Annotated in this window: 25 protein-coding genes; 8 read left to right on the top strand and 17 right to left on the bottom strand. The window is 73.6% G+C overall.

Annotated elements, in window-relative coordinates; all coding sequences use genetic code 11:
* Positions 1–6: 6 nt before the first annotated feature.
* On the bottom strand, positions 7–951 hold the full coding sequence (locus tag QWY29_RS15645; protein ID WP_300961946.1) for an EamA family transporter: 945 nt from the start codon (positions 949–951) through the stop codon (positions 7–9).
* Positions 952–1,023: 72 nt separating this feature from the next.
* Between QWY29_RS15645 and QWY29_RS15640 the strand changes: the two genes are divergently transcribed.
* A complete protein-coding gene (locus QWY29_RS15640; RefSeq protein ID WP_300961945.1) occupies positions 1,024–1,911 on the top strand; it encodes a LysR family transcriptional regulator in 888 nt (295 codons plus the stop codon).
* Positions 1,912–2,028: 117 nt separating this feature from the next.
* Here the strand turns inward: QWY29_RS15640 and QWY29_RS15635 are convergent, their stop codons facing one another.
* From QWY29_RS15635 to QWY29_RS15605, 7 genes are all read right to left on the bottom strand, one after another.
* Positions 2,029–3,291, bottom strand: coding sequence for an IS30 family transposase (locus QWY29_RS15635; RefSeq protein ID WP_439117441.1), 1,263 nt, complete (start codon positions 3,289–3,291; stop codon positions 2,029–2,031).
* 159 nt (positions 3,292–3,450) lie between these two features.
* The gene (locus QWY29_RS15630; protein ID WP_300961943.1) at positions 3,451–4,452 is read right to left on the bottom strand and encodes a co-chaperone YbbN; all 1,002 of its coding nucleotides are present in this window, start codon (positions 4,450–4,452) and stop codon (positions 3,451–3,453) included.
* A 10-nt stretch (positions 4,453–4,462) separates the two neighbouring features.
* A complete protein-coding gene (locus QWY29_RS15625) occupies positions 4,463–5,689 on the bottom strand; it encodes an acetyl-CoA hydrolase/transferase family protein (RefSeq protein ID WP_439117440.1) in 1,227 nt (408 codons plus the stop codon).
* Between the two features lie 16 nt (positions 5,690–5,705).
* Positions 5,706–6,227, bottom strand: a complete 522-nt coding sequence (locus QWY29_RS15620) for a PH domain-containing protein (RefSeq protein ID WP_300961941.1) — start codon at positions 6,225–6,227, stop codon at positions 5,706–5,708.
* 6 nt (positions 6,228–6,233) lie between these two features.
* Positions 6,234–6,395, bottom strand: coding sequence for a hypothetical protein (locus QWY29_RS15615; protein WP_300961940.1), 162 nt, complete (start codon positions 6,393–6,395; stop codon positions 6,234–6,236).
* 106 nt (positions 6,396–6,501) lie between these two features.
* Complete coding sequence (gene meaB, locus QWY29_RS15610; protein ID WP_300961939.1) at positions 6,502–7,482, bottom strand: methylmalonyl Co-A mutase-associated GTPase MeaB; 981 nt, start codon at positions 7,480–7,482, stop codon at positions 6,502–6,504.
* A complete protein-coding gene (locus QWY29_RS15605) occupies positions 7,482–8,672 on the bottom strand; it encodes an acetyl-CoA C-acetyltransferase (RefSeq protein WP_300961938.1) in 1,191 nt (396 codons plus the stop codon). Before QWY29_RS15605 ends, meaB begins: the two co-directional genes overlap by 1 nt.
* Positions 8,673–8,839: 167 nt before the next feature.
* On the opposite strand from QWY29_RS15605, the gene mce reads away from it, so the two are divergent.
* From mce to QWY29_RS15585, 4 genes are all read left to right on the top strand, one after another.
* The gene (gene mce / locus QWY29_RS15600; RefSeq protein ID WP_300961937.1) at positions 8,840–9,304 is read left to right on the top strand and encodes a methylmalonyl-CoA epimerase; all 465 of its coding nucleotides are present in this window, start codon (positions 8,840–8,842) and stop codon (positions 9,302–9,304) included.
* Between the two features lie 141 nt (positions 9,305–9,445).
* On the top strand, positions 9,446–10,786 hold the full coding sequence (ccrA, locus tag QWY29_RS15595) for a crotonyl-CoA carboxylase/reductase (protein ID WP_300961936.1): 1,341 nt from the start codon (positions 9,446–9,448) through the stop codon (positions 10,784–10,786).
* Positions 10,787–11,013: 227 nt separating this feature from the next.
* Positions 11,014–12,285, top strand: coding sequence for a coiled-coil domain-containing protein (locus tag QWY29_RS15590; protein ID WP_300961935.1), 1,272 nt, complete (start codon positions 11,014–11,016; stop codon positions 12,283–12,285).
* Between the two features lie 53 nt (positions 12,286–12,338).
* On the top strand, positions 12,339–13,517 hold the full coding sequence (locus QWY29_RS15585) for a DNA glycosylase AlkZ-like family protein (RefSeq protein ID WP_300961934.1): 1,179 nt from the start codon (positions 12,339–12,341) through the stop codon (positions 13,515–13,517).
* Here QWY29_RS15585 and QWY29_RS15580 read toward each other — a convergent pair.
* Positions 13,468–14,436: an EamA family transporter gene (locus QWY29_RS15580; protein WP_300961933.1), complete on the bottom strand. Its 969-nt coding sequence runs from the start codon at positions 14,434–14,436 to the stop codon at positions 13,468–13,470. The two genes, QWY29_RS15585 and QWY29_RS15580, sit on opposite strands and share 50 nt — an antisense overlap.
* 39 nt (positions 14,437–14,475) lie before the next feature.
* Here QWY29_RS15580 and QWY29_RS15575 point away from each other — a divergent pair, with 39 nt between their 5' ends.
* On the top strand, positions 14,476–15,015 hold the full coding sequence (locus QWY29_RS15575; RefSeq protein ID WP_300961932.1) for a CGNR zinc finger domain-containing protein: 540 nt from the start codon (positions 14,476–14,478) through the stop codon (positions 15,013–15,015).
* Positions 15,016–15,019: 4 nt separating this feature from the next.
* Here the strand turns inward: QWY29_RS15575 and QWY29_RS15570 are convergent, their stop codons facing one another.
* The 4 genes from QWY29_RS15570 to QWY29_RS15555 form a co-directional block, all read right to left on the bottom strand.
* Complete coding sequence (locus QWY29_RS15570; protein ID WP_300961931.1) at positions 15,020–15,808, bottom strand: endo alpha-1,4 polygalactosaminidase; 789 nt, start codon at positions 15,806–15,808, stop codon at positions 15,020–15,022.
* Positions 15,809–15,813: 5 nt separating this feature from the next.
* The gene (locus tag QWY29_RS15565) at positions 15,814–16,572 is read right to left on the bottom strand and encodes a hypothetical protein (protein WP_300961930.1); all 759 of its coding nucleotides are present in this window, start codon (positions 16,570–16,572) and stop codon (positions 15,814–15,816) included.
* A gap of 24 nt (positions 16,573–16,596) precedes the next feature.
* Positions 16,597–18,090, bottom strand: a complete 1,494-nt coding sequence (locus QWY29_RS15560; protein ID WP_300961929.1) for an MFS transporter — start codon at positions 18,088–18,090, stop codon at positions 16,597–16,599.
* An 81-nt stretch (positions 18,091–18,171) separates the two neighbouring features.
* Positions 18,172–19,341, bottom strand: coding sequence for a 3-hydroxyacyl-CoA dehydrogenase family protein (locus QWY29_RS15555; RefSeq protein ID WP_300961928.1), 1,170 nt, complete (start codon positions 19,339–19,341; stop codon positions 18,172–18,174).
* Positions 19,342–19,458: 117 nt separating this feature from the next.
* On the opposite strand from QWY29_RS15555, the gene nucS reads away from it, so the two are divergent.
* Together nucS and QWY29_RS15545 are read left to right on the top strand one after the other, a co-directional pair.
* On the top strand, positions 19,459–20,136 hold the full coding sequence (gene nucS, locus QWY29_RS15550; RefSeq protein ID WP_300961927.1) for an endonuclease NucS: 678 nt from the start codon (positions 19,459–19,461) through the stop codon (positions 20,134–20,136).
* A 4-nt stretch (positions 20,137–20,140) separates the two neighbouring features.
* Entirely contained in the window at positions 20,141–20,707 is a 567-nt protein-coding gene (locus tag QWY29_RS15545; protein WP_300961926.1) for a DUF952 domain-containing protein, read from the top strand.
* On the opposite strand, the gene QWY29_RS15540 is transcribed toward QWY29_RS15545, so the two are convergent.
* Genes QWY29_RS15540 through QWY29_RS15525 form a run of 4 tightly spaced genes read right to left on the bottom strand, consistent with a single transcriptional unit; the run spans position 20,682 to position 23,900 of the window.
* Positions 20,682–22,145 carry a PAS domain-containing sensor histidine kinase gene (locus QWY29_RS15540; RefSeq protein WP_300961925.1) on the bottom strand — a complete coding sequence of 488 codons (1,464 nt, stop codon included), beginning with the start codon at positions 22,143–22,145 and terminating at the stop codon, positions 20,682–20,684. The genes QWY29_RS15545 and QWY29_RS15540 overlap by 26 nt on opposite strands.
* 10 nt (positions 22,146–22,155) lie before the next feature.
* Positions 22,156–23,100, bottom strand: coding sequence for an FAD-dependent oxidoreductase (locus tag QWY29_RS15535; RefSeq protein WP_300961924.1), 945 nt, complete (start codon positions 23,098–23,100; stop codon positions 22,156–22,158).
* A gap of 42 nt (positions 23,101–23,142) precedes the next feature.
* Positions 23,143–23,667, bottom strand: a complete 525-nt coding sequence (locus tag QWY29_RS15530) for a ferritin (RefSeq protein WP_300961923.1) — start codon at positions 23,665–23,667, stop codon at positions 23,143–23,145.
* Positions 23,667–23,900 carry a hypothetical protein gene (locus QWY29_RS15525; RefSeq protein ID WP_300961922.1) on the bottom strand — a complete coding sequence of 78 codons (234 nt, stop codon included), beginning with the start codon at positions 23,898–23,900 and terminating at the stop codon, positions 23,667–23,669. Before QWY29_RS15525 ends, QWY29_RS15530 begins: the two co-directional genes overlap by 1 nt.
* Positions 23,901–23,919: the final 19 nt, after the last annotated feature.

Here is a 23,919-nt window from a genome sequence, read left to right as displayed (position 1 = left end):
CTCCCCTTACGGCCTCGTGCTGCTGAGCGTGCGCTCCGGCGCACGGTGGACATCACGAGGCGGGTTCGGGAGGGCCGGGACCGGCAGCCCGGGGACCGTGCGCGGGCGCCGCAGCGCGACCAGCACGCCGCCGACGAGCAGCAGTCCCCCGGACGCCTCGCCGACGCTCGGCGCCTGGTCGAGCAGCAGCCAGGCCGACGCTGTCGCGACCACCGGCGCGAGCAGCACCCACGGCACGACGGCCGCCGAGGGGTTGCGGGCGAGCAGCCCGTTGAACAGGCCGTAGCCGACCAGCGAGGCCAGCCCGGCGGTGTAGAGGGTGGACAGCGCCGCCTGCCAGCCGAACGCCGCCAGCCCGTCGGCGACCGCGGCCGGACCGTCCACCAGCAGCGACAGCGCCAGCAGCGGGACGGGCACCACGACCGCCGACCAGACGGTCAGCGCGAGCCCGCCCGGCGCACCCGAGGCACGGGAGACGACGTTGCCGATGCCCCAGGACAGCGCGCCGAGCAGGCAGAGCGCGAGGGCGGTGAGCGGCACGTGGCCGCCGCGCCCCACCGCGACGACCACGAGGCCGAGGGACCCGACGAGCACCCCCGCCACCTGCGCCGTCGTCGGCCGCTCCCGCAGCACCCCGGCAGCGATGACGACGGTGAACACCACCTGCGCCTGCAGCACGAGCGCGGCGAGCCCCGGCGGGAGGCCGGCGGCCATCGCGACGTAGAGGAACCCGAACTGACCCAGCGACATGGTCACGCCCACCGCGGCGAGCGTGCGCCACGGCACCGCCGGACGGCGTACGACGAAGATCGCCGGCACCAGCACGAGCAGGAACCGGACCGCGCAGAACAGCAGCGGCGGCACCTCGCCCATGCCCCAGTCGATGACGACAAAGTTGAAGCCCCAGATGGTGGCCACCAGGGCGGCGAGGAGGGAGTCGCGGCGGGTCACGTGCCCAGCCTGCAGCCGCAGACCATGAAGCACCAGCGTCGGTTCGTGCCGGTTTCCATGTACGGTCGCTTCATGATCGACCTCACAGCCCTGACCTCGCTGCGTGCGGTCGCCGCCCACGGCTCGGTGGTCGCCGCGGCCGAGGCGCTCGGCTTCACCCCGAGCGCCGTCTCCCAGCAGGTCAAGCGGCTCGAGCGGCAGACCGGCGTGCCGCTGCTCGAGCGGGTGGGCCGCGGGGTCGTGCTCTCCCGCCACGGCCGCCACCTCGTCGACGGCGGCGGGCGCCTGCTCGCCGGGCTCGAGCAGCTCGAGGCCGAGCTGCACCGCGAGGCCGGCGCGGTCGCGGGACGGCTGCGGATGACGGCGTTCTCCACCGCCGTCCGCGGCCTGGTCGCCCCGCGCCTGCGGCTGCTCATCGACGCCCACCCCGACCTGGTCGTCACGCTGCACGAGTGCGAGCCGTGGGACTCCATCGACCTCGTGGCCTCCGGCCAGGCCGACATCGGCGTCGTGCACCGCTGGGGCGACGTGCCCCTGGCCGTGCCGGACCACCTCGCCTGCACCGCGGTCGCGCAGGACGTCGCCGACGTGGTCGTGCACCGCGAGCACCCGCTCGCCGGCCGCGACGTCGTCACCCCGCACGACCTGCTCGACGAGGACTGGGTCGCGACGCCGGAGGGCACGATCTGCCGCCAGTGGCTGCACCGGATGTACGACGGCACCGGCCGGCTGCCGCGCATCGCGCACCAGTCGATGGAGTTCGACTCCCACCTCGCGCTCGCCCGCGCCCGGCTCGGCATCGCGCTCGTGCCCCGGCTCGGCCGGCAGCCGCTCGGCCCCGACCTCATCGCCGTCCCGGTCACCGACCCGGTGCCCACGCGGGCCGTCGTCGCCCTGCACCGCCGCAGCATGACCGACTCCCCGGCCGTCGCCGCCGTCCTCGCCGCGCTCAGCGACTGACGTCGCGCCCGGAGCGCGCTGGCCGGCCTGGCTCGAGCCGTCCCGGGCGCAACAACCGCGCAATTGCGCCGGAATGTCGCGGTCTCGTCCGGCTGGGTCCAGCGGTGGAAGCAACGATCATGCTGCTGTCGGGTTTGACAGCAGTTCTGCCAGCGCTTGGGCTGGGGTCTTGTAGTCGAGGGTAGGTCGCGGTCGCTTGTTGAGGGTGGCGGCGATGCGGGCGAGGTCCCCGGCGGTGTGCTGGGACAGATCGGTGCCCTTCTCCAGCCAGAACCGCAGGAGGCGGTTGGTGTTCTCGTTGGACCCGCGCTGCCAGGGCGAGTGGGGGTCGCAGAAGTAGACCGGCATGTCCAGGGCGAGCTGGATGTTGCGGTAGCCGGCCATCTCGACCCCGCGGTCCCAGGTCAGCGAACGGTGCAGGTGGGCGGGGAGCTTGCCCATCTCCCGGATCATCGCCTCGGCCACTGACGCCGCGTCGTGACGGCCGGGCAGGTGCAGCAGGATCACGAACCGGGTGGACCGCTCGACCAGGGTGCCGACCGCGGAGCCGTTCGCGGAGCCGAGGATCAGGTCGCCTTCCCAGTGGCCAGGCACGGCACGGTCGGTGACCTCGGCAGGGCGTTGACTGATCTTGAACGCCTCGCGGTACGGGCTGTTCGCACGGCGTTCGAGGTCGCTGCGAGGCTTGCGGGATCGACGTGCTGTCGACAACTTGCGAGCCAGGTCCTGGCGCAGGCTCCCGCGGGTCTGGACGTAGAGCGCCTGGTAGATCGTCTCGTGCGACACGCGGGACATCCTCGCCGCCGCACTCGTCCCGGGGTGCTCGCGTCGCAACAGCGCCGCGATGAGCCCGGGCGACCAGCCCTCGTCCATCCAGCCCTCGATGCGGCGGCACAGGCCCGGGTTGGCGTGCAGCTTGAACGTCTTGGGTCGCCGGCGACGCTCGTGCGCAGCGCGGTGCGCGATCGACGGCGAGTACGAGCCGTCGGGTCCGCGGTTGCGAACCACCTCACGCCAGACCACCGACTTGTCCCGGCCGACCAACGCCGCGATCTGGGCGTAGGAGGCCTTGCACCGCAGACCGACCGCGATCACCGACCGGTCCCAGCTGCTCAACGGTCGTCGTCGCCGGTCCAGATCGTCTGGCCCTCGCGCGCCAGGCACAGCGGGAGCAGCCGAACCCGGCAAGCCACCAGATCTGCCGAACTGGATCACAGGACTCACAAGCCCCGAGGATCGCCACCACGAGATGCCAGCGTTCCGCGACACGCCCGCAGCTGCCGCCGCGGCCGTGACCGACATCCCCGAGCACACCAGCTCGAAGAACTCCTCACGCTCCTCATCAGGCACGTAACGCTTCGCCACCCGCAACACCACCATCCATCGGCGTTGCTACGACCACTGGACTCTGCGTCCTCGACGGGCGCTGCAACCGCGCAATTGCACGGTTGTGTCGCGCCACCGGCCTCACCCCCCGTTCCCGGCGCCCCGAGGAGACGAGACCGAGCACCCGCCGCAGGCCACCGGGCCCGCGACGGCTCAGAACAGCGCGGAGGCGAGCGCCTGACGGCCGCGGATGACGCGGGGGTCGTCGTTGCCGACGGCGGCGAAGAGGCCGAGCAGGTGCTCGCGGGCGGCGTTCCGCTCGTCGCCGGAGGTACGACGCACGAGCTCGACGAGCCGCGCGAACGCGTCCTCGACGTGGCCGCCGAGCATGTCGAGGTCGGCGACCATCGTCTGCGCGTCGACGTCGTCGGGGTTGGCGGCACCGGCGGCGCGGGCCTCGTTGAGGTCCACGCCCTGGGTGCGCAGGAGCACCTTGGCCATCGCGAGCCCGGCGGCGGCCTCGGCGTCGGCGGGGTTGGCGTCGACGAGCTTCTGGTACTCCGCGACGGCGCGGTCGATGTCGCCCTCGCCGAGCGCGTCCTGCGCGGCCGCGTAGCGCGGGTCGACCTGCGGCTCGTCCTCGCCGTCGGCGGGGGCGGCGGCGTTCAGCGGCTGGTGCCGGCCGGTCATGCCCTGGGCGGTCAGCTGCTGCACGACCTGGGTGAGCGCGGCGCGCAGCTCGTCGATCGGCACGACGTCCTGCAGCAGCGGCGCGGGGCGGCCGTCGAGGACGGCCACCACGAGCGGGATCGAGGGGATCTGCATCGCCTGGGCGATCTGCGGCGCGGCGTCGATGTCGACGAGACCGGCGAGGAACCGGCCCTCGAACTCACCCGAGACCGTCGCCAGGTCGTCGGCCAGCTGGCCGCTCTCGGGCATCCGGGTGCGGGAGTAGAACGCGAGCAGGACCGGCGCGGTCATCGAGGCCTCGACCACGCTCTGGAAGTTCTGCTCGGTCACCTCCACGGCGTACGACGACCCGCCGGCGGCGGCACTCGGCGCACCGCCCGGAGCGCCACCGGGAGCGCCGGCCGGCGCACCAGCTGCGGGGGCGCCGGGGCGGGCCGGGGGCGGGCCCGAGGGGGCGGACGGCGCGGGTCGCTTCAGCGCCGAGAGGTCGATGGCACCGGGGCGCGAGAACGGCTGCTGCGTCATGCGGCCAATCCTAGAGAGGAGCCGCCAGACCGAGCTCGACCGCCTCCTCGCGCAGCTCGTCGCGCACGCTCGGGTGCGCCGCGTGCTCGATCAGGCGCCGCGCCTGCTCGCGCTGGTCGTGGCCCAGCACCTCGGCGACGCCCTGCTCGGTGACCACCGCGCTCATCTGGAACGACGTGACCGGCTCGTCGACCAGCGGGACGATCGTGGACACGTCGGCGCGGGGGTGCCACGACCGGAGCGCGATGACCGCCTGCCCGCCCGGGCTGTGCAGCGCGCCGACGATGAAGTCGGTCTGGCCGCCGAAGCCGGAGTGGATCCGCGCCCGGATGCGCGAGGCGTTGGCCTGGCCGAACAGGTCGACCTGGAGCGCGGTGTTGACGCTGGTCATCGCCCGGTTGCGGGCGATCACGCCGGGGTCGTTGGTCGTCTCGGTGCGGGCCATGACGACCCGATCGTTGCCGTCGACCCACTCGATGAGCTCCTCGGACCCGAAGAGGAACGACGCGGTGACCGGGACCGTCGTGTCCAGCGCGCCGGCCCGCTCGAGGGCGAGCACGGAGTCGGAGAACATCTCGGTCCAGATCCGCAGCCCGCGCCGGGCGACCAGGCCGCGCATGGTGGCGTCGGGCACCGCGCCGATGCCGGCCTGCAGGGTCGCGCCGTCGCCCACCCGGTCGGCGACCAGCGCCCCGATGCGCGCGGAGTCCTCGTCGATCGGCAGCACCGGGGCGTGCACGAGCGGCTCGTCGGCCTCGACCAGCACGTCGACGGTGGAGACGTCGATCTCTGCGTCGCCGGAGGTCCACGGCAGGTGCCGATTGACCTGGGCGACCACGATCCCGCCATTCGCGCGCGCGGACTCGAGGGCCGCGGGCAGCACGTTGACCTCCGTGCCCAACGAGACCTTGCCGCCGCGCGGCGGGGTCGTGTGCAGCACGACCGCGTCGACGGGCATCACCCCGGCGAAGAGGGTCGGCACCAGCGAGAGCCGCGAGGGCACGTAGGAGAGCCGGGGGCTGCGCCGCTGCCCCGGGCCCACGAACGACGTCTCCAGGGTGACGCCGTCGCGGTCGGGCAGGCCGGGCTGGCCGTTGAGCGCCCACAGCCGGTACGACGCCAGCGTGGCGTCGAGCAGCCGCAGGGTGTGCCACGGGGTGGCGTGGTTGCCGGCGACGACGACGCGCGGGTTGTCGGGCAGGCGGCGGAGGGCGGTGGTCAGGTCCACGGGACCCATCCCAGCAGAGGGCCGGTCAGCCCACGCGCGGGCCACGCAGGCCGGAGCGCTGCACCACCCGCTGGATGGCCAGGTCGCGCTGCACCGGCCGGCCGACGTACCGGATGTCGCGCAGGCCCTGCTCCTGGGCCGCGGACTCGAAGCAGAAGTGCCCGAAGCCGAAGATCCGCCCGTGCAGCGGTCGCACGACGGTGATGTCGAGGATGCGGTGCAGCGGCATCGTGGCCATCTTGGTGGTGAGCACGCCGTGCAGACGGAAGACGCGCATGTTGGTGATGACGAACCGGTCGCGGTGCTCGCGCAGCGCGCCCCACCCGGCGTGCAGCGCCAGGCCGATCGCGACGAGGAGCGCGAAGCCGGCGAGGTCGATGTGGATGACCGGCACCCAGGCCAGCACGGCCACGGCGAGCAGCCCCTCGAGCATCGGCACGGTGTACGCCGCCCAGTGGTGGCGCACCTCGTCGACGATCACCTCGCCCTCCTCGCGCAGGAGGTGGCGGCCGATGTCGGGCCCGCCGAGCGGCCGCGGCTGGCGCACCGGCCCTCAGAGCTCGTCGACGAAGGTGATGACCGCGTCGAAGAGGTTCCCCGTCCACGTCATCAGCTGGCCGCCGACCGCGCCGCCGGCGTCGGCCAGACCACTGGGGTCGGTGAACATCCAGAAGCCCAGGAACACCAGGACCAGGACCAGGACCAGCTTCTGCATCTACCCACCTCGGACGACCGGACTCAGGACACGGCTCGACGAGATCGTCCCGGACCGGCGGGCCCGACGGGCGGAGGCGCGCCGGTCCAGACCTCCCGGAGTGGGGTCAGGTGCGGGCGCCGACCTGCTCGAGCAGGCGGTCGGCCGCCGCCCAGGGGTCGGTCTCCCCCGCCGCGACGGCGGCGGCGAGCTCGTCCAGGCCGGCCTGCCCGTCGCTGCCGCCCAGGTCGCCCCAGCTGCGCCGGAGCGCGGCGAGCGCGATCGCCTCGACCTCCGCCCGCGCCCGACGGGTACGCCGCGCCCCGAGCTCGCCGGTCTGCTGCAGCCAGGCGTGGTGCCGCTCGACCTCGGCGACGAGCTCGGCGAGGCCCTCGCCGGCCTGCGCGACGGTCTTGACGATCGGCGGCGCCCAGCCGTCGTCGGGCCGGTCGGCGAGCGCGACCATCGAGCGGAGGTCGCGCCGCACCTGGTCGGCCCCGTCGCGGTCGGCCTTGTTGACGACGTACACGTCCCCGACCTCGAGGATGCCGGCCTTGGCGGCCTGGATGCCGTCGCCCATCCCCGGCGCGAGGAGGACCAGCGTGGTGTCGGCGAGGCCGGCGACCTCGACCTCGCTCTGCCCGACGCCGACGGTCTCCACGACCACGACGTCGCAGCCGGCCGCGTCGAGCACGCGCACCGCCTGCGGGGTCGACCAGGCCAGCCCGCCGAGGTGGCCGCGGGAGGCCATCGACCGGATGTAGACGTCCTTGTCGCCGGCGTGGTCCTGCATCCGGATCCGGTCGCCGAGCAGCGCTCCGCCGGAGAACGGCGAGGACGGGTCGACCGCGAGCACGCCGACCCGCTTGCCGGCCGAGCGCAGCTCGCGGACCAGCGCGTTGGTGGTCGTGGACTTGCCGACGCCCGGGGCGCCGGTGAGGCCGAGGACCTGGGCCCGCCCGGTGTGCGGGGCCAGGGCCGCGGTGACCTCCCGCAGGAGGGGCGACTCGTCCTCGACGAGCGAGATCAGCCGGGCGACGGCGCGGGCCTCGCCGGCGCGTGCGCGCTCGACGAGGCCCGGGACGTCCGCCTGGTGGCGGGGCGGCACTACTTCTTCGGGACCCGCACGATCAGGGCGTCGCCCTGGCCGCCGCCGCCGCACAGGGCGGCCGCGCCGACGCCGCCACCGCGGCGCTGGAGCTCGAGGGCGAGGTGCAGCACGACGCGAGCGCCGGACATGCCGACCGGGTGGCCGAGGGCGATCGCGCCGCCGTTGACGTTGACCTTGGCGTTGTCGAGGCCGAGCTCGCGCGCCGAGGAGATGCCGACCGCGGCGAAGGCCTCGTTGAACTCGACCAGGTCGAGCTCGGTCGGGTCGATGCCCTCCTTCTCGCACGCCTTCGCGGTCGCGGCGGCGGGCTGCAGCTGGAGGGTGGAGTCGGGGCCGGCGACCTGGCCGTGCGCGCCGATCTCGGCGAGCCACTCCAGGCCGAGCTCCTCGGCCTTGGCCTTGCTCATCACGACGACCGCGGCGGCGCCGTCGGAGATCTGCGAGGAGGAGCCGGCGGTGATGGTGCCGGTCTTGGAGAACGCCGCGCGAAGCTTGCCCAGCGACTCGGCCGAGGTCTCGCCGCGGACGCCCTCGTCGGTGCTGATGACGACCGGGTCGCCCTTGCGCTGCGGGATGGAGACCGGGACGACCTCCTCGTCGAAGACGCCGTTCTTCCAGGCGGTCGCGGCCTTCTGGTGCGACTGCGCGGCGAACTCGTCCTGCTCCTCGCGGGTCAGGTTGGCGCTCGCGGCGTTGCACTCCTCGGTGAGCAGGCCCATCGCCTGGGAGGTGAACTGGTCGAAGAGGGCGTCGTAGGCCATCGAGTCGACGAGCTTGACGTCGCCGAACTTGATGCCCTCGCGCGACTTCGGCAGGAAGTGCGGGGCGTTGGTCATCGACTCCATGCCGCCGGCCACGACGACCTCGGCCTCGCCGGCGCGGATCATCTGGTCGGCCAGCGCGATGGCGTTGAGGCCCGAGAGGCAGACCTTGTTGATGGTGATCGACGGGACGCTCATCGGGATGCCGCCGTTGACCGCGGCCATGCGGGCGGGGTTCTGGCCCGCGCCGGCCAGGATGACCTGGCCCATGACGACGTAGTCGACCTGCTCGCCGGAGACACCGGCCTTCGCGAGCGCGCCCTTGATGGCGTGGCCGCCCAGGTCGGAGGCCGAGAGGTCCTTGAGGCCCCCGGACAGACGGCCGATCGGGGTGCGCGCCCCGGCGACGATGACGGTTCCGGACATGGTGCTCCTCCAGGGGTGGGAACGGCGGGCACCACGTGGCGCAGCGCCCGTTTCGGCGGACACTACCCACGCGTAGGAGTGCCCGGAAGACCGTCTCGGACGGGGTGCCGTGAGGCACTCGTCACAAGGGGTCGCGGCCCCCGCGGCCCTCGGCGACCATGACGGGCATGACCGACTCCACCAGCGCTCCGCTCGGCATCCCCGGGCACCTGTTCACCGCGATCGACCACGTCGGCATCGCCGTCCGCGACCTCGACGAGGCCATCGGCTTCTACGAGACGACCTTCGGCATGCGCCTGGCCCACCAGGAGACCAACGAGGAGCAGGGCGTCCGCGAGGCGATGATGGCCGTCGGCGACTCCGGCTCCCACATCCAGCTGCTCGCCCCGATCGACGAGAGCTCGACGATCGCGAAGTTCCTCGAGCGCTCCGGCCCCGGCGTCCAGCAGATGGCCTACCGGGTCACCGACGTCGAGGCGGTCAGCGCCGTGCTGCGCGAGCGCGGCGTCCGGCTGCTGTACGACGCCCCGCGGCGCGGCACCTCGGACTCGCGGATCAACTTCATCCACCCCAAGGACGCGGGCGGCGTGCTCGTCGAGCTGGTCGAGCCCGCGGCCGACGCCGTGCACTGACGCGACCGCGTCGACGCCGGCGGCACCACCGGCCGGCCGCCGCTGAGACCTCGCTCACCAATCCCTGGTGGTTGGAGGTTACCGGTGGGTATCTTCCCACCACCCGTCCGCACCGCCCGCTTCCCTGAGGAGACCGCACCCGTGCAGAACATCCTGGACGCCATCCTCGCCGGCGACACCGCCAGCGAGGACTTCGCGAACCTGCAGCTGCCCGAGTCCTACCGCGCCGCCACGGTGCACAAGGACGAGGTCGACATGTTCGAGGGCCTCGCCTCGCGCGACAAGGACCCCCGCAAGTCGCTGCACGTCGAGGAGGTCGCCCTCCCCGAGCTCGGCCCCGGCGAGGCGCTCGTCGCCGTGATGGCCTCGGCCATCAACTACAACACCGTGTGGACCTCGATCTTCGAGCCGGTCTCCACCTTCGGCTTCCTCGAGCGCTACGGCCGCCTCTCCGAGCTGACCAAGCGCCACGACCTGCCCTACCACGTGGTCGGCTCCGACCTCTCCGGCGTCGTGCTGGCCACCGGCCCGGGCGTCACCAAGTGGAAGCCGGGCACCGAGGTCGTCGCCCACTGCCTCTCGGTCGAGCTCGAGGAGCCCGACGGCCACGACGACACGATGCTCGACCCGCAGCAGCGGATCTGGGGCTTCGAGACCAACTTCGGGGGCCTCGCCGACGTCGCCCTGGTCAAGGCCAACCAGCTGATGCCCAAGCCCGCGCACCTCACCTGGGAGGAGGCCGCCTCCCCCGGCCTGGTCAACTCCACGGCGTACCGCCAGCTGGTCTCCAAGAACGGCGGCGCGATGAAGCAGGGCGACAACGTCCTCATCTGGGGCGCCTCGGGGGGCCTCGGCGGCTTCGCGACGCAGTACGCCCTCAACGGCGGCGCCACCCCGGTCTGCGTCGTCTCCTCGGAGGACAAGGCGGAGATCTGCCGCAAGATGGGCGCCGAGCTCGTCATCAACCGCAACGAGGAGGGCTACCGCTTCTGGAACGACGAGGGGACCAAGCAGGACCCCAAGGAGTGGAAGCGGTTCGGCTCCAAGATCCGCGAGCTCACCGGCGGCGAGGACATCGACATCGTCTTCGAGCACCCGGGCCGCGAGACCTTCGGCGCCAGCGTCTACGTCACCCGCAAGGGCGGCACCATCACCACCTGCGCCTCGACCTCGGGCTACATGCACGAGTACGACAACCGCTACCTGTGGATGAACCTCAAGCGGATCATCTCCAGCCACTTCGCCAACTACCGCGAGTCGTGGGAGGCCAACCGCCTCATCGCCAAGGGCAAGATCCACCCGACCGTCTCGCGCACCTACACCCTCGACGAGGTCGGCCAGGCCGCCCTCGACGTGCACCACAACAAGCACCAGGGCAAGGTCGGCGTGCTCTGCCTGTCCCCCGAGGAGGGCCTGGGCGTCCGCGACACCGAGATGCGCGCCCAGCACGAGACCGAGATCAACCGCTTCCGCGGGGTCTGATCCTCGACCAGCCAGCAGCGACACGGCTCGACCCAGCTCCACCAGCAGCGCCCCGCCGGCCCCGCCGGCGGGGCGCTGCGCGTCTCCGCCACCAGGGTCAGCGGGACGCTCGCGGAACCCTCGGAATCGGTCCGCGACGCGCCTCCGACCCAGGTGGGAACTCTCAGGTCGATCGTGGAAGATGGGGGCTCGGGTCACCGCCGCGATCGACGTAGAGGATGCATGTGATGAGCGACCAGGGTCTGTCCATCTTCAACAACGATCCGGAGCGCGAGCCCGCCGACGTCGAGACGACCGACGAGGAGGCGACCCAGGTGATGCCCACGGTCGCCCCGCCGAGCGCCGGCGCCCCGGCCCCCGCGGGCGAGCCGCAGCGGACCGCTGCCGGAGCCCCCGCGCGCACCGCGCAGCAGCCCGACCCGGCCGCCCAGCGCACCCAGCAGCGGCCCGCCGTCGCCCGCCCGGCTGCGGGACGTCCCGTCTCCGCGCCTCCGGCCGCGGCCGCCGCTCCCGACTTCCCGGTCGTGCGCCGCGGCGGCTACGACCGCGACGCGGTCGACCAGCGCTTCCGCGGGCTGCTCGCCGACCACGCTGCGCTGACCAGCCGCGTCGCCGAGGCCGAGCGCCGCACGACCGACCTCGAGCAGCAGCTGGTGGGCGCCCGTGAGGAGCTGAGGGAGTACGAGCAGCCGTCGTACGCCGGGCTCGGCGGCCGCGCCTCGGCGATGCTGCGGCTGGCCGAGGAGGAGGCCGACGAGATCCGCGCGATCGCGAGCCGCGACGCCGCCGAGATCCTCGAGCAGGCCGGCCGCGACGCCAAGGCCATCCGCGCCGACGCGTCCCGCGAGGCCGAGGACATGCGCATGGTCCAGCTCAAGGAGCTCGACGAGATGCGCACCCGCTCGATCGCCGACGCCGAGCAGGAGCGCGCCCTGGCCCGCGGCGAGGCCGAGGACCTGCTGGCCTCCGCGCGCCGCGAGGCCGACCAGCTCCGGCTGGCCGCCCAGCAGGAGACCACCGAGCTGCGCACCTCCGCGCAGCGCGAGGTCGAGCAGGCCCGCGCCGCCGCCGACCGCGAGGTCCAGGAGGCCCGCCGGGCCCTGGCGGTGGAGAAGGAGCGGCTCGCCCGCGAGGCCACCGACCACCACAACAGCGCGACCGCCGAGACGCGTCGCCTCGTGGAGGAGGCCGAGTCCCGCGCCACGGCCGCCGAGGAGCGGGCGCGCGCCGCGACCAAGCAGGCCACCGAGCACCGCGCGACCGCCCAGTCGGAGTCCGAGGCGCTGCTGTCCCGGGCCCGCCGCGAGGCCGAGCAGATCGTCGCCTCGGCGCGCACCCAGGCCGAGTCCATCAGCTCCACGGGCCAGGCCGAGGCCGAGCGCGAGGCCGCCGCGGTCCGCGCCGAGCTCGACCGGCTCACCAAGCGCCGCGACGCGATCGTCGCCCAGCTGGCCTCGCTGCGCGACGTCGTGGCCGGCTTCGGCGAGGACCAGGGCTGAGCCCCATCCCGGCCGAGCGGTAGCCGGGCGGAGCGGGACGAGGTCGTCGCACCGTGACCGGGGCCGAGGCGCACCTGACGCGGGAGCAGGCCCGGCAGGTCGCGGTGCGGGCGCAGCTGCTCGACGTCCCGCGCCCCACCGACGTGCTGGCCGTGGTCCGCCACCTCGGCGTCGTCCAGCACGACCAGACGCGCGCGGTCGCCCCGAGCGCCGACCTGGTGCTGTGGAGCAGGATCGGCGCGGCGTACGACGCCGGCGAGCTGGCGGACGCGGTGGCCGGCGGGGCCGTCGTCGAGCTGCACGGCATGCTCCGCCCGGCCGAGGACCTCGCGCTGTTCCGCGCGGAGATGGCCGCGTGGCCGGGACCCGCGGCGCAGGGGTGGGAGGCCGAGCTCGCGGCGTGGCTGGCGGACAACGACGGCTGCCGTCGCGACGTGCTGGAGCTGCTGCGCACCGACGGACCGCTCCCGGCGCGGGCACTGCCGGACACCTGCGTGCGCCCGTGGCGCTCGAGCGGCTGGAACAACGGCAAGAACGTCGAGCGCCTGCTCGTCCTCCTCGTCGAGCGGGGCGAGGTCGCCGTCGCCGGGCGCGAGGGGCGCGAGCGGGTGTGGGACCTCGCCGAGCGGGTCTACCCCGACGACCCGCCCGTCCCGGTCGAGCAGGCGCGGCGGCTGCGCGGGGAGCGGCGGCTCGCCGCCCTCGGGATCGCCCGTGCCCGCGCCACGGTCGCGCCCGGCGAGCCGAACGACGTCGGCGCGGTCGGCGTGCCGGCGCGGGTCGAGGGCCTGCGGGGCACCTGGCGGGTGGACCCGGCCCAGCTCGCCCGGCTCGCCGAGCCGTTCACCGGTCGGGTCGCGCTGCTGAGCCCGCTGGACCGGCTGGTGCTGGACCGCAAGCGGATGGGTGAGTTGTTCGGGTTCGACTACCAGCTGGAGATGTACAAGCCGGCCCACCAGCGGCGCTGGGGCTACTGGGCGCTGCCGGTGCTCGTCGGGGACCGGCTGGTCGGGAAGGTCGACGCGACCGCCGACCCGGACGCCGGCGAGCTGCTGGTCCACGCGGTGCACGAGGACGAGCCGTTCGACCGCGGCACCGCGGCCGCCGTCGACGCGGAGCTGGCCTCCCTGGCCGCGTGGCTGGGGTTGGCGCTGCAGCCGGAGCGCGGGCCGGATCGCGGCCTCAGGCCGGGGTCGGCTCCACCCGGGTCGTCTGCCGCTCCCCCAGCTTGACCCCGACGACGCCGGCCAGGACGAGCAGGCCGCCGAGCAGCTGGATCGGCCGGGGCAGCTCGTCGAGCAGCAGCCAGGCGAAGACGACGCCGGCCACGACCTCGAGCAGCGCCACGAACGACGCCAGCCGGGACCCGAGCCGGCGGCCCGCGGCGATGCCGGTGCAGTAGGCGACCGCCGCGGTCACCACGCCCAGCACGACCAGCGGGACCCACCAGGTCACCTCGCGGTCGGCGTACGACACCACGTCCGTGCTCGCCCGCATCGGCAGCACACCGACCAGCCCGAGCAGGCCGAGCGCGGTCGAGCCGACCACGAGCCCGCCGGCGGCGAGGGCCAGCGGCGGGAGCCCGTTGGTGGTGTCGGCGGAGATGAGGAAGTACGACGCCGCGCCGACCATCGCGGCCAGCGACCAGGCGACGCCGACGAGGCTCAGGTCGGCGCCGGAGACCAGGTCGAGGACGAGCACCAGACCGAGGGCGGCGAGCCCGGCGCCGGCCAGGGTGACCGGCCCCGGGCGCTGGCCGTGGCGCAGCCACAGCCACACGACGACCGCGGCGGGCGCGGTGTACTCGATCAGCAGGGCCGGTCCGACCTGCATGTGCTGGACGGCGGAGAAGTAGCAGAACTGCGCGCCGGCGACCGCGAGCAGGCCGTAGAGCACGATCGTGGCGGCGTTGCGGCGCAGCACGTCCCAGCGGCCCTCGAGCGCCCACACGCCCAGCGGCAGCACGACGACCGCGGCGATGCCGACGCGCACGAGCACGGTCGCGCCGGCCGACCAGCCGGCGTCGAGGAGGCCGCTGGCGAGCGCGCCGGAGAGCCCGAAGCTGATCGCCGAGGCCAGCGCGAAGAGCAGCCCGGTCGCGGTCCGGGGCGCGGCGGCCACCGCCGGTGCGTCATCAGCCAACGTGCTCATGGGTCATGACACTACGGAGCGCGCTGGTAATCTGTCAACGTGGTCTTCGCCCATGACACCGAGCAGTCCCTGCTGGCCGCCGTGACCCTGGCCAACAGCGCCGAGCCGCCCGACACGCTGACCTCGGTCGCCGAGCTCGATGCGTTCTACGAGCGGTTCGAGTTCACCGGGCGGCGCGACCGCACGCGGGCCGAGCTCGACGAGGTGCGGGCGCTCCGCCCCGTGCTGCGCGAGCTGCTCACCGGCGACCGCGACGACGCTGCCGCACTGGTCAACACCCTGCTCGCCGGGGCCCGGGCCCTGCCCCAGCTCGTGCGTCACGACCGCTTCGACTGGCACCTGCACGCCGTCGTCGCCGACGCGCCGCTCGCCACCCGGATCGCGGTCGAGGCGGCGATGGCGATGATCGACGTCATCCGCGCCGACGAGCTCTCCCGCCTCGACGTCTGCGCCGACGACGACTGCGAGGCGGTCGTGCTCGACCTGTCCCGCAACCGGTCCCGGCGCTTCTGCTCGACCGCCTGCGGCAACCGCAACGCCGTCGCGGCCTACCGCGCCCGCCAGGCCGCCGGCTCCTGACCCCTCAGCAGAAGCGGCGCACGCCGGTCGGGCTCACCGCCAGGTCGCGCAGCACGACCGGCAGCCGGCTCCCCCACCGGCGGCAGGCCCGGCGGAAGTCCTGTGCGCGGTACTCCACCGCGACGACGCGACGGCCGTACGCCGCGGCGTACGCCCCGCACTCGCGGTAGCGCGCGCACTCCTCCGCGACGGCGAAGTCGAAGCCGAGCCGCGTGCCGTCAAGACCGGCCAGGTTCTTCTGGCCGGCGGCGAGGCCCGCCTCGTGCGCCTCGGCGACGACGAGCCGGGCGTAGGCGAGCGCCTGCCGGCGGCTGACCAGCCCGCGGCTGCGCGTGAACGAGTCGAGGTTGTCGTACTCCACCGCCTCGTAGCCGTCCGCGGCGCACCGGTCGACCCACCGACCCACGATCCGCGCGAGCGCCCGGCGCTTCGGGGCGGTCCGCACGTCCAGCAACCACTCGCCCCAGTCCTCGTCCACGACCGGCCCGCGCTCGTCGCGGAGCACAAGGTGCATCCGCTGGCGCCAGGACCGGCGCTCGCCGGGCTGGGTCTGGAAGGCGTTGACGTAGCAGACGTCGTAGCGGCCGGCCGGCTCGGCGCGACGGTCGCGCACCACGATGCCGACCCCCGTCGGCACCGGGCGCACCCCGCCGAGCTGGTAGTCCGCGTGGGTGCCGACCGGGAGCGGCTGGACCTCCGGGGACGCCTTGCCCGCGGCCGGCCCGGCGGGCAGGACGAGGGACACCAGGACGAGGGAGAGCAGGGCGCCGAGGAGCGCCGGCAGTCGCACCACCGGCGTCAGAAGTCGAAGCCGTCGAACATGTCGCCGATGCCCTCGCCGATCGAGCCGAGGCCCTCGCCGAGCCCCTCCCCGATCTCGCCGAGGGCGTCGAAGCCCCCGAACGCGCCAAACATCAGGCCCATGAACATGAAATCCATGGCGGCGTAGCTGCCGAAGTACCCGGCGGCGTACGGCTGGTAGGCGCGGCCTCCCTGCCAGTACGGCACCCGCTGCGAGCCGACCATCACCTGGCGGATGTCGGGAGCCGCACCCACCTTGACCCGCTCGGCGTCGAGCTCGCAGGCCGGCACGTCGCGCCGGGTGCCGCCCGGCGGGGTCCACGGGACGTCCTCGACCGACAGCCCGTGACGCGGGTCGAAGAAGCACGGCGGCCGGCGGGCCGGGAGCCCCTCGCCGGCGACCCGGGCGCGCACGCACGCCATGGCGTACCGCCCGTCCTCGAGGATCTCGGTGACGTGCTTGATCTCCTCGGGCCGGGTCAGCCGGTCGGCCGCGGTCTTGGCGGCCTCGTAGGAGTCGAGCGCGCGCTGGTAGTCGGCGTTCGCGCCGGCGTCGAGCGGCTGGCCCGCCATGTCGGCGTCGAGGGACTGCAGCTCGACGCCGAGGGCGGTGATGTCCTCGAACGCCAGCTTCCGCACCGGCTCCAGCTCGGCCTCGCGGCGCTCGAGCTCACGGGCCTGCTTGCGCCGGCTCGTCACGCCGACGACGACCAGCACCACGGCGACGAGCGCCAGGAGGAGGATGAGCTCCGTCATGACCCCAGCCTACGGACCCGCGCGTCAGGCCGGCGCCGGCTGCTTGTGGTCGTCGGCCGTCCCGCCGGGGTCCGCCGTGTCGTCCTCGGCCGTCAGCGGCTGGGCGATGCTCTCCAGCGAGCGGCCCTCGGCCCGCACGCCGAGGAACGCCTCGACGATGCCGCCGGCGATCATCAGCGCCGCGCCGATGAAGTAGCCGATCGCGATCTTGGAGATGTCGCCGCTGTCGGACGCCCGCTCGATCAGCCAACCGAAGAGCAGCGGACCGGAGATGCCGCCCGCGGCCGTGCCGATCGCGTAGAAGAACGCGATGCACAGCGCCCGGGTCTCCATCGGGAAGACCTCGCTGGCGGTGAGGTACGCCGAGCTGGCGCCGACCGAGGCGAAGAAGAAGATGATCGCGCCCATCAGGGTCAGCGTCGTGGCGGTGAAGCTGCCGAGGAAGAAGCCGGTCACGCCCAGCAGCGCGCCGGAGAGCACGTAGGTGAAGGTGATCATCTGGACCCGCCCGATCCGGTCGAAGAGCGGGCTCAGCGCCAGCGCACCTACGAAGTTCGAGGCCGCGAAGATCGCGAGGTACCAGCCGGTCTGGCTGACGTCGAGGAACGTCGTGAGGGTGTCGCCGTAGGTGAAGAAGAAGGCGTTGTAGAGGAACGCCTGGCCCACGAAGAGCGAGAAGCACACGATCGTGCGCCGGGGATAGAGCGTGAACACCGTGCGCGCGATCATCCCGATGCCGATCGCCCGGCGCTGGCGGACCGTGATCGTGTCCGACACCGGCTCGAGCGACCGGCCGGTCTCCTCCTCGACGGTCCGCTCGATGTCGCGGACGATCTGCTCGGCCTCGTCCTCCCGGCCGTGGATGAACAGCCACCGCGGGCTCTCCGGCACGTTGCGGCGCACCAGCAGGATCCCGATCGCGAGGATGCCGCCCAGCCCGAACGCCAGCCGCCAGCCCCACTCGGCGTCAATGACGTTGGGGTCGAGCAGCGGGATGGTCAGGAGCGAGCCGCCCGCCGCGCCGATCCAGAAGGACCCGTTGATCGCGACGTCGACCCGCCCGCGGTAGGGCGCCGGGATCAGCTCGTCGATGGCGGAGTTGATGGCGGCGTACTCCCCGCCGATGCCGGTGCCGGTGAAGAAGCGGGCGATGAAGTACCACAGCGGGTTGGGCGCGAACGCCGTCGCGACCGTGGCGACGGTGTAGACCGCGAGGGTCAGCAGGAAGAGCTTCTTGCGGCCGAGCCGGTCGGTGAGCTGGCCGAAGAACAGCGCGCCGAGGCAGGCGCCGGCCACGTAGACCGCGCCGGCCAGGCCGACGTCGAAGTTGCTCAGCCCCAGGCCGGTGTCGCCGTCCTTGAGGGCGTCGGACATCGACCCGACGATGGTGACCTCGAGGCCGTCGAGGATCCAGACGGTCCCGAGGCCGATGACGACCAGCCAGTGCCACCGGGCCCACGGCAACCGGTCCAGTCGTGCGGGGATGTCGGTGGTGATCCGACCCGTCTCCACTGTCATGCCGGAGGTGGTACCCACCTCGGCGCCGTGCATCGGCGGACGGCCGGACCGCGGAGCCCCCGGTCCGGCCGCCGGCCGTCGTCAGCGTGCGTAGTCGTGGAACCCCTGGCCGGTCTTGCGGCCCAGGCGGCCCTCGGCGACGACCTGCTCCAGCGTCGCGGCGGGGGCGAAGCCGTCGTGGCCGAACTCGGCGTGGAGCTCCTTCTCGATCGCCAGCGACACGTCGTTGCCGACGACGTCGAGCAGCTCGAAGGGGCCCATCGGGAAGCCGGCCTGCTCCTTGATCGCGGTGTCGATCTCGGCCAGCGACGTGCCCGCCTCGTGGAGCTTGACGGCGTCGTTGAGGTAGGGGAAGAGCAGGCAGTTGACGATGAAGCCGGCCCGGTCGCCGCAGGAGACCGCGAGCTTGCCGACCTTCGCGCACAGCGCGCGGACGGTCTCGTCGACGTCGGCGCCGGTCTGACCGGTGGTGACGACCTCGACCAGCTTCATGACCGGGGCGGGGTTGAAGAAGTGCATGCCGATGACCGACTCGGGCCGCGAGGTCGCGGCCGCACAGGCGGCGATCGGCAGGCTCGAGGTCGTGGTGGCGAGGATCGCGCCCGGCTTGCAGATCCGGTCGAGGTCGGCGAAGAGCTCCTTCTTGACCTCGAGCTCCTCGGCGATCGCCTCGACGACGAGGTCGGCGGTGGCGAGCGCCTCGCGCGAGGTGGCACCGGTGAGGCGGCCGAGCACGGCCTCCTTCGCCGACTCCTCGAGCTTGCCCTTGCTGACCAGGCGGTCGAGCGACTTCGCGATCGCGGTCTGGACGCCGGCGACCTTCTCCTCCGAGCGGCCGACGTAGACGACGTCGTAGCCCTTGCTCGCGAAGACCTGCGCGATGCCGGAGGCCATCGTGCCGGTGCCGACGACGCCGACGGTCGCGATGTCGTGGCGCAGCTGCGGCTCGGCCCGGTCGTCGCCCTGGGCGGCCTCGGCGAGCGTCCTGCCGTCCGCGGCGAGCTTCTCGAGCAGGTCGGCCGGCTGGTGGAGCGGGTCGCCGGTCTCGGCGTACCGCTCCGCGAGCTGGTCGCGGACGGTCGCCGCGCCGAGCTCGTCGACCGTGGCCAGCGGGCCCTGCGGGTAGCCGCAGCCGAAGCGCATGCCGGCGTCGATGTCGGCGGCCGAGGCGTAGCCGGACTCGAACATCCGGACGGCGTGGTTGAGATACGGGAGGACCAGCGTCCGGGCGATCTGCTCGTTCGTCGTCATGCCGGGACTATGGCATGAGTGCTACCGGCTGGTAACCCCTCGAACGGAGGGCGGACGAGGCGCTCGTCACAGTCCTGGACGCGGTGACCGTCGGCCGGGGAGGTAGATTCGCCGCCCGTGAGACTCGTCGTTGCGCGCTGCCAGGTCGACTACGCGGGACGGCTCACCGCCCACCTCCCGATGGCCACCCGGGTGCTGATGATCAAGGCCGACGGCTCGGTGCTCGTGCACTCCGACGGCGGCTCCTACAAGCCGCTGAACTGGATGTCGCCGCCGTGCGCCCTGCGCGAGGGCACCGCCGAGGACGGCCGGCTCGAGTGGACGGTCACCAACCCCAAGTCCGACGACACCCTGCGCATCCTCATCGACGAGGTGCTGCACGAGTCCGTCCACGACCTCGGCATCGACCCCGGCCTGCAGAAGGACGGCGTCGAGAAGCACCTGCAGGAGCTGCTGGCCGAGCACCCGGCGACGCTGCAGCCGGGCCTGACGCTGGTGCGCCGCGAGTTCCCCACCGCGATCGGCCCGGTGGACCTGATGTGCCGCGACGCCGACGGGGCCAGCGTGGCCGTGGAGATCAAGCGCCGCGGGGAGATCGACGGCGTCGAGCAGCTGACCCGCTACCTGGAGCTGCTCAACCGCGACCCGCTTCTCTCCCCCGTCCGGGGGATCTTCGCCGCGCAGGAGATCAAGCCCCAGGCGCGCGTGCTGGCCACCGACCGCGGCATCGCGTGCGCGGTCGTCGACTACGACGCGCTGCGCGGGCTCGACGACCCGAGCCACCGGCTCTTCTGACCAGGTGCAGATCTTCCACGTCGCGACCCTCGCCGACTGGCAGGAGGCGACGCGCACCGGCCGCTACACCACCTCGACGTACGGCGTGAGCCTGGCCGAGGAGGGCTTCATCCACGCCAGCCGGGCCGACCAGTGGCAGGCCGTCCGCGAGCGGTGGTACGCCGACGCGTCGGAGCCGCTTGTGCTCCTGGTCGTCAACACCGACCGGCTCTCGGCGCCGGTCGTCGAGGAGCCCGCTCCGGGGACGACCGAGACCTTCCCGCACGTCTACGGGGCGATCGAGACCTCCGCGGTCGTGCAGGTCCTGCCGCTGGACGGGCCCGGCCCGCGGGCCGTGGACGCGTCGTTCAGCCAGCTGTTCCTCGGCGAGATGATCCACCGGGTGGTGCTGGCCTCGATCGTGCTCGGGACCGTGGCGGTCCTGGCACTGCTGGGCGAGGTGGTCGTGCCCGCGGACGGCTGGGGCGTCGTGCTGGGCACGGCGGTCGGCCTGCTCGTGGGCATCCCGGTGGCCGTGTGGGTGGCCCGGCGCCGCGAGCGGTCGCTCAGCGGGCCGCTGCCGCCAGCCTGACCACGACGGTGGTGCCGACCCCGGGCTCGGAGTCGAGCGAGATGGTGCCGCCGTGGGCCTCGACGATCGCCCGGGCGATGGGCAGGCCGAGGCCGGCGCCCGGCACCTGGTCGCGGACCGCCGAGGGTGCGCGGTAGAGCCGGTCGAAGACCTGGTCGACCACGTCGGCGGTCATGCCCGACCCGGTGTCCTCGACGCGCAGCTCGACCTGGCCGTCGGCGGTCCGGTCGAGGGCGAGCACGACGCTGCCGCCCGGCGGGGTGAACTTCACCGCGTTGCCGAGCAGGTTGCCGACGACCTGCGCCAGGCGTCCGGCGTCGCCCAGGACGAGGAGGTCCTCGGCCCGCGGGTCGACGACGACGCGGACGCCGCGCCGGCGCGTGGTCAACCGGGCGTCCTCGACGGCCGCGCGCACGACCTCGCCGAGCTCGACCGGCTCCCGCACGACCTGGAGCTGCTCCTCCTGCAGCTGGGCGAGCGTCAGCAGGTCGTTGACCAGCCGGAGCTCACGTCGGGCGTTGCGGTCGATCACCTCCAGCATCCGGCGGGCCTGCGGGCCGAGCTGCTCATCGGTGAGGTCGCCGAGCAGCTCGGCGTACCCGACGATCGAGGTGAGCGGCGTGCGCAGCTCGTGGGAGACGGTCGCGAGGAACTCCTCGCGGATCCGGTCCGCGGTCTCCTGGATCCGCCGGCGCTCGCTGACGTCGCGGACGGCCGCGGCGACCAGGGTGCCGTCGTCGGTCTCGATCGGGGACAGCGAGATCTCGACGGGGAACTCCGTGCCGTCGCGCCGCACGGCGTGCAGCTCGCTGCCCTGGCCCATCCCGCGCACGCCCGGTGCGGCGGCGTACCCGCGGCGCAGGCCGACGTGCCGGTCGCGCAACCGCTCAGGGACGAGCCGCTCGACCGGGCTGCCGACCAGCGCGCCGGGCTCGTAGCCGAAGACCCGGTCGACCTGGCGGTTGGTCATCACGACCACGCCCGCCCCGTCGACGATGACCGTCGGGTCGGGCGCCGCCTCGATGAGCTCGCGGAACTGCCGCTCGGTGCGACGTCGCTCGGTGACGTCGCGGACCGTCGCGCAGACGTAGACCGTCCCGTCGACGTCGATGCGGGCCAGCGAGATCTCGGCCGGGAACTCCGAGCCGTCCGCGCGCACCGCGGCCAGCTGCAGCAGGCCCATCGGTCGTTGGCCGTGCGTGCGGGTGAACCCCTGGCGACGCCCCGGGTGGGCGCCGCGCGCCGCGGCCGGCACGAGGGTCTCCACCGGCCGGCCGACCAGCTCGGCCGGAGTGAGGCCGAAGACCACCTGGCAGCGGGAGTTGGCCGCCACCACCGAGCCCTGCTCGTCGGTGACGACGATCGCGTCCGGGGACGCTTCGAAGACGCCCGCGAAGAGCCGGGGGTCGCCCGGTCCGCTCGCCTCCCCCGCGTCCATGTCGCGAACTCTAGGGCGTCGGCGCCCCGGGGTCGGCGGGTGTTCCGACGAGCGTCGCGACCTCGTCCGCGCAGCCCCAGCTCAGCGTGACCCCGGCGCCGCCGTGGCCGTAGCAGTGCACGACCCGGCCCACGCGCTCCACCCGCACCGCGGGGCGGGCCGGGCGGAGGCCGACCTTGTGCCGCAGCACGCGGGCGCCGGCCAGCGCGGGCACCAGCCGGGTGGCCCGCTCGAGGATCTCCGCGGCCGTGCCGGCGTCCGGGGTGCGGCTCCAGTCGCCCTCCTCGTCGGTGCCGCCGACGACGATGTCGCCGCTGCGGGGCACGACGTACGTCGGCGGGCGGCCCTCGTCGCCGCCGTCGAGCCACCAGTGGTCCAGCCCGACCTGTTCGAGGTGGAGCACCTGGCCGCGCACCGGCACCACCGACAGGTCGGCGGCCAGCAACCGCGCCCCGATGCCGGCGCAGTCGACGACCACGTCGCCGCCGGTGGGGAGGTCGCGCAGGTTCAGCCGGGTGAGCGTGCCGCCGAGGGACTCCACCCGGGCCGCCAGCCAGCGCAGGTACGTCGGCATCTCGACCAGCGGCGTGGTGAAGGTCCAGCCCGCGCCCCAGCCGGCCGGCACCCGGTCGGTCCGCTCGAGGCCGGGCACCGCGGACAGCCACCACGGGTCCGGGCGGGTGGTCGCGTGCACCTCGGTGCCCGGGACCATCCGCACCCCGGTGCCGTCCTGCTCCGCGAGGCGCTCGAACGCGGCGTACGACGTGGCCGACCAGGCGGTGACCCGCTCCTGGGGCAGCGCTCGGTAGGGGTACCAGATCGCAGCCGCCACCGCGGAGGTGGTCTCCAGCGGCAGGTCGCGCGCGACCACGTCGACGCGGTGCCCCGCCTCGAGCAGGCGGACCGCGCAGGTCAGCCCGCTGACGCCCGCCCCGACCACGATGACCCGTGCCACGACGAGCAGTCTGTCAGGGCGTGCGTCGGTCCGCGGGTGGTCTCAGGCGCCGGCGATGCGGGGCGCGGTGGGGTCCTCGCCCTCGCCGCGCTGCTCGCGGGCGACGTAGTCCTCGATGTCGTCGATGTCGTCGGCGTTGCGCTTCACGACCGCGAGCAGGTCGCTCATCGTGGCGACCTCCTCGACCTGCTCCTTGATGAACCACTGGAGGAACTGCTCGGAGGCGAAGTCGTGCTCCTCGCGGGCGGTGCGCAGCAGCGCGCCGATCTGCTCGGTGACCCGCTTCTCCTGCTCCAGCGCCAGCGCGACCGGGGCGACGACGCCCTCGAAGCCGGAGACCGGCACCTCGACGCCGGGGACGACCACGTCGGCGTCGGTGTCGAGGAGGTACTGCACCATCATCAGCGCGTGGTCGCGCTCCTCGAGCGCCTGGGCGTAGAAGAAGGCCGCCATCTGCGGCATCGTCAGCGCGTCGTAGTGCACGGCGACGGCGAGGTACTGGTTGTGGGCGGCCAGCTCGTGGCCGATCTGGGCGTTGAGCTGCTCGACGAAGCGGGGGGCGACCATCAGGCGACCCTACTCAGGTCCTTCTTGGTGACCTTGCCGCCGTCGACGCGCACGAGCTTGCGCTTCTTGACGGTGTAGCCCTCGGGGAGGGTCCCCTCCTTGAGCATGCGCAGCGGGCAGCGGCCGCACTTGGTCTTGGACTCGCAGCACTCGCGCTTGGGGAGCTTGCGGGGCTTCTCGGCGGTCGCGACCGCCGACTCCTTGCCCTCGCGCTTCTTGTCCTTCTTGCCCACGCGGCGACTGTAGCAGCGA

Source organism: Nocardioides abyssi (assembly GCF_030412915.1).
Lineage (GTDB): Bacteria > Actinomycetota > Actinomycetes > Propionibacteriales > Nocardioidaceae > Nocardioides > Nocardioides abyssi.
This window is presented reverse-complemented; position numbering and strand designations above follow the sequence as displayed.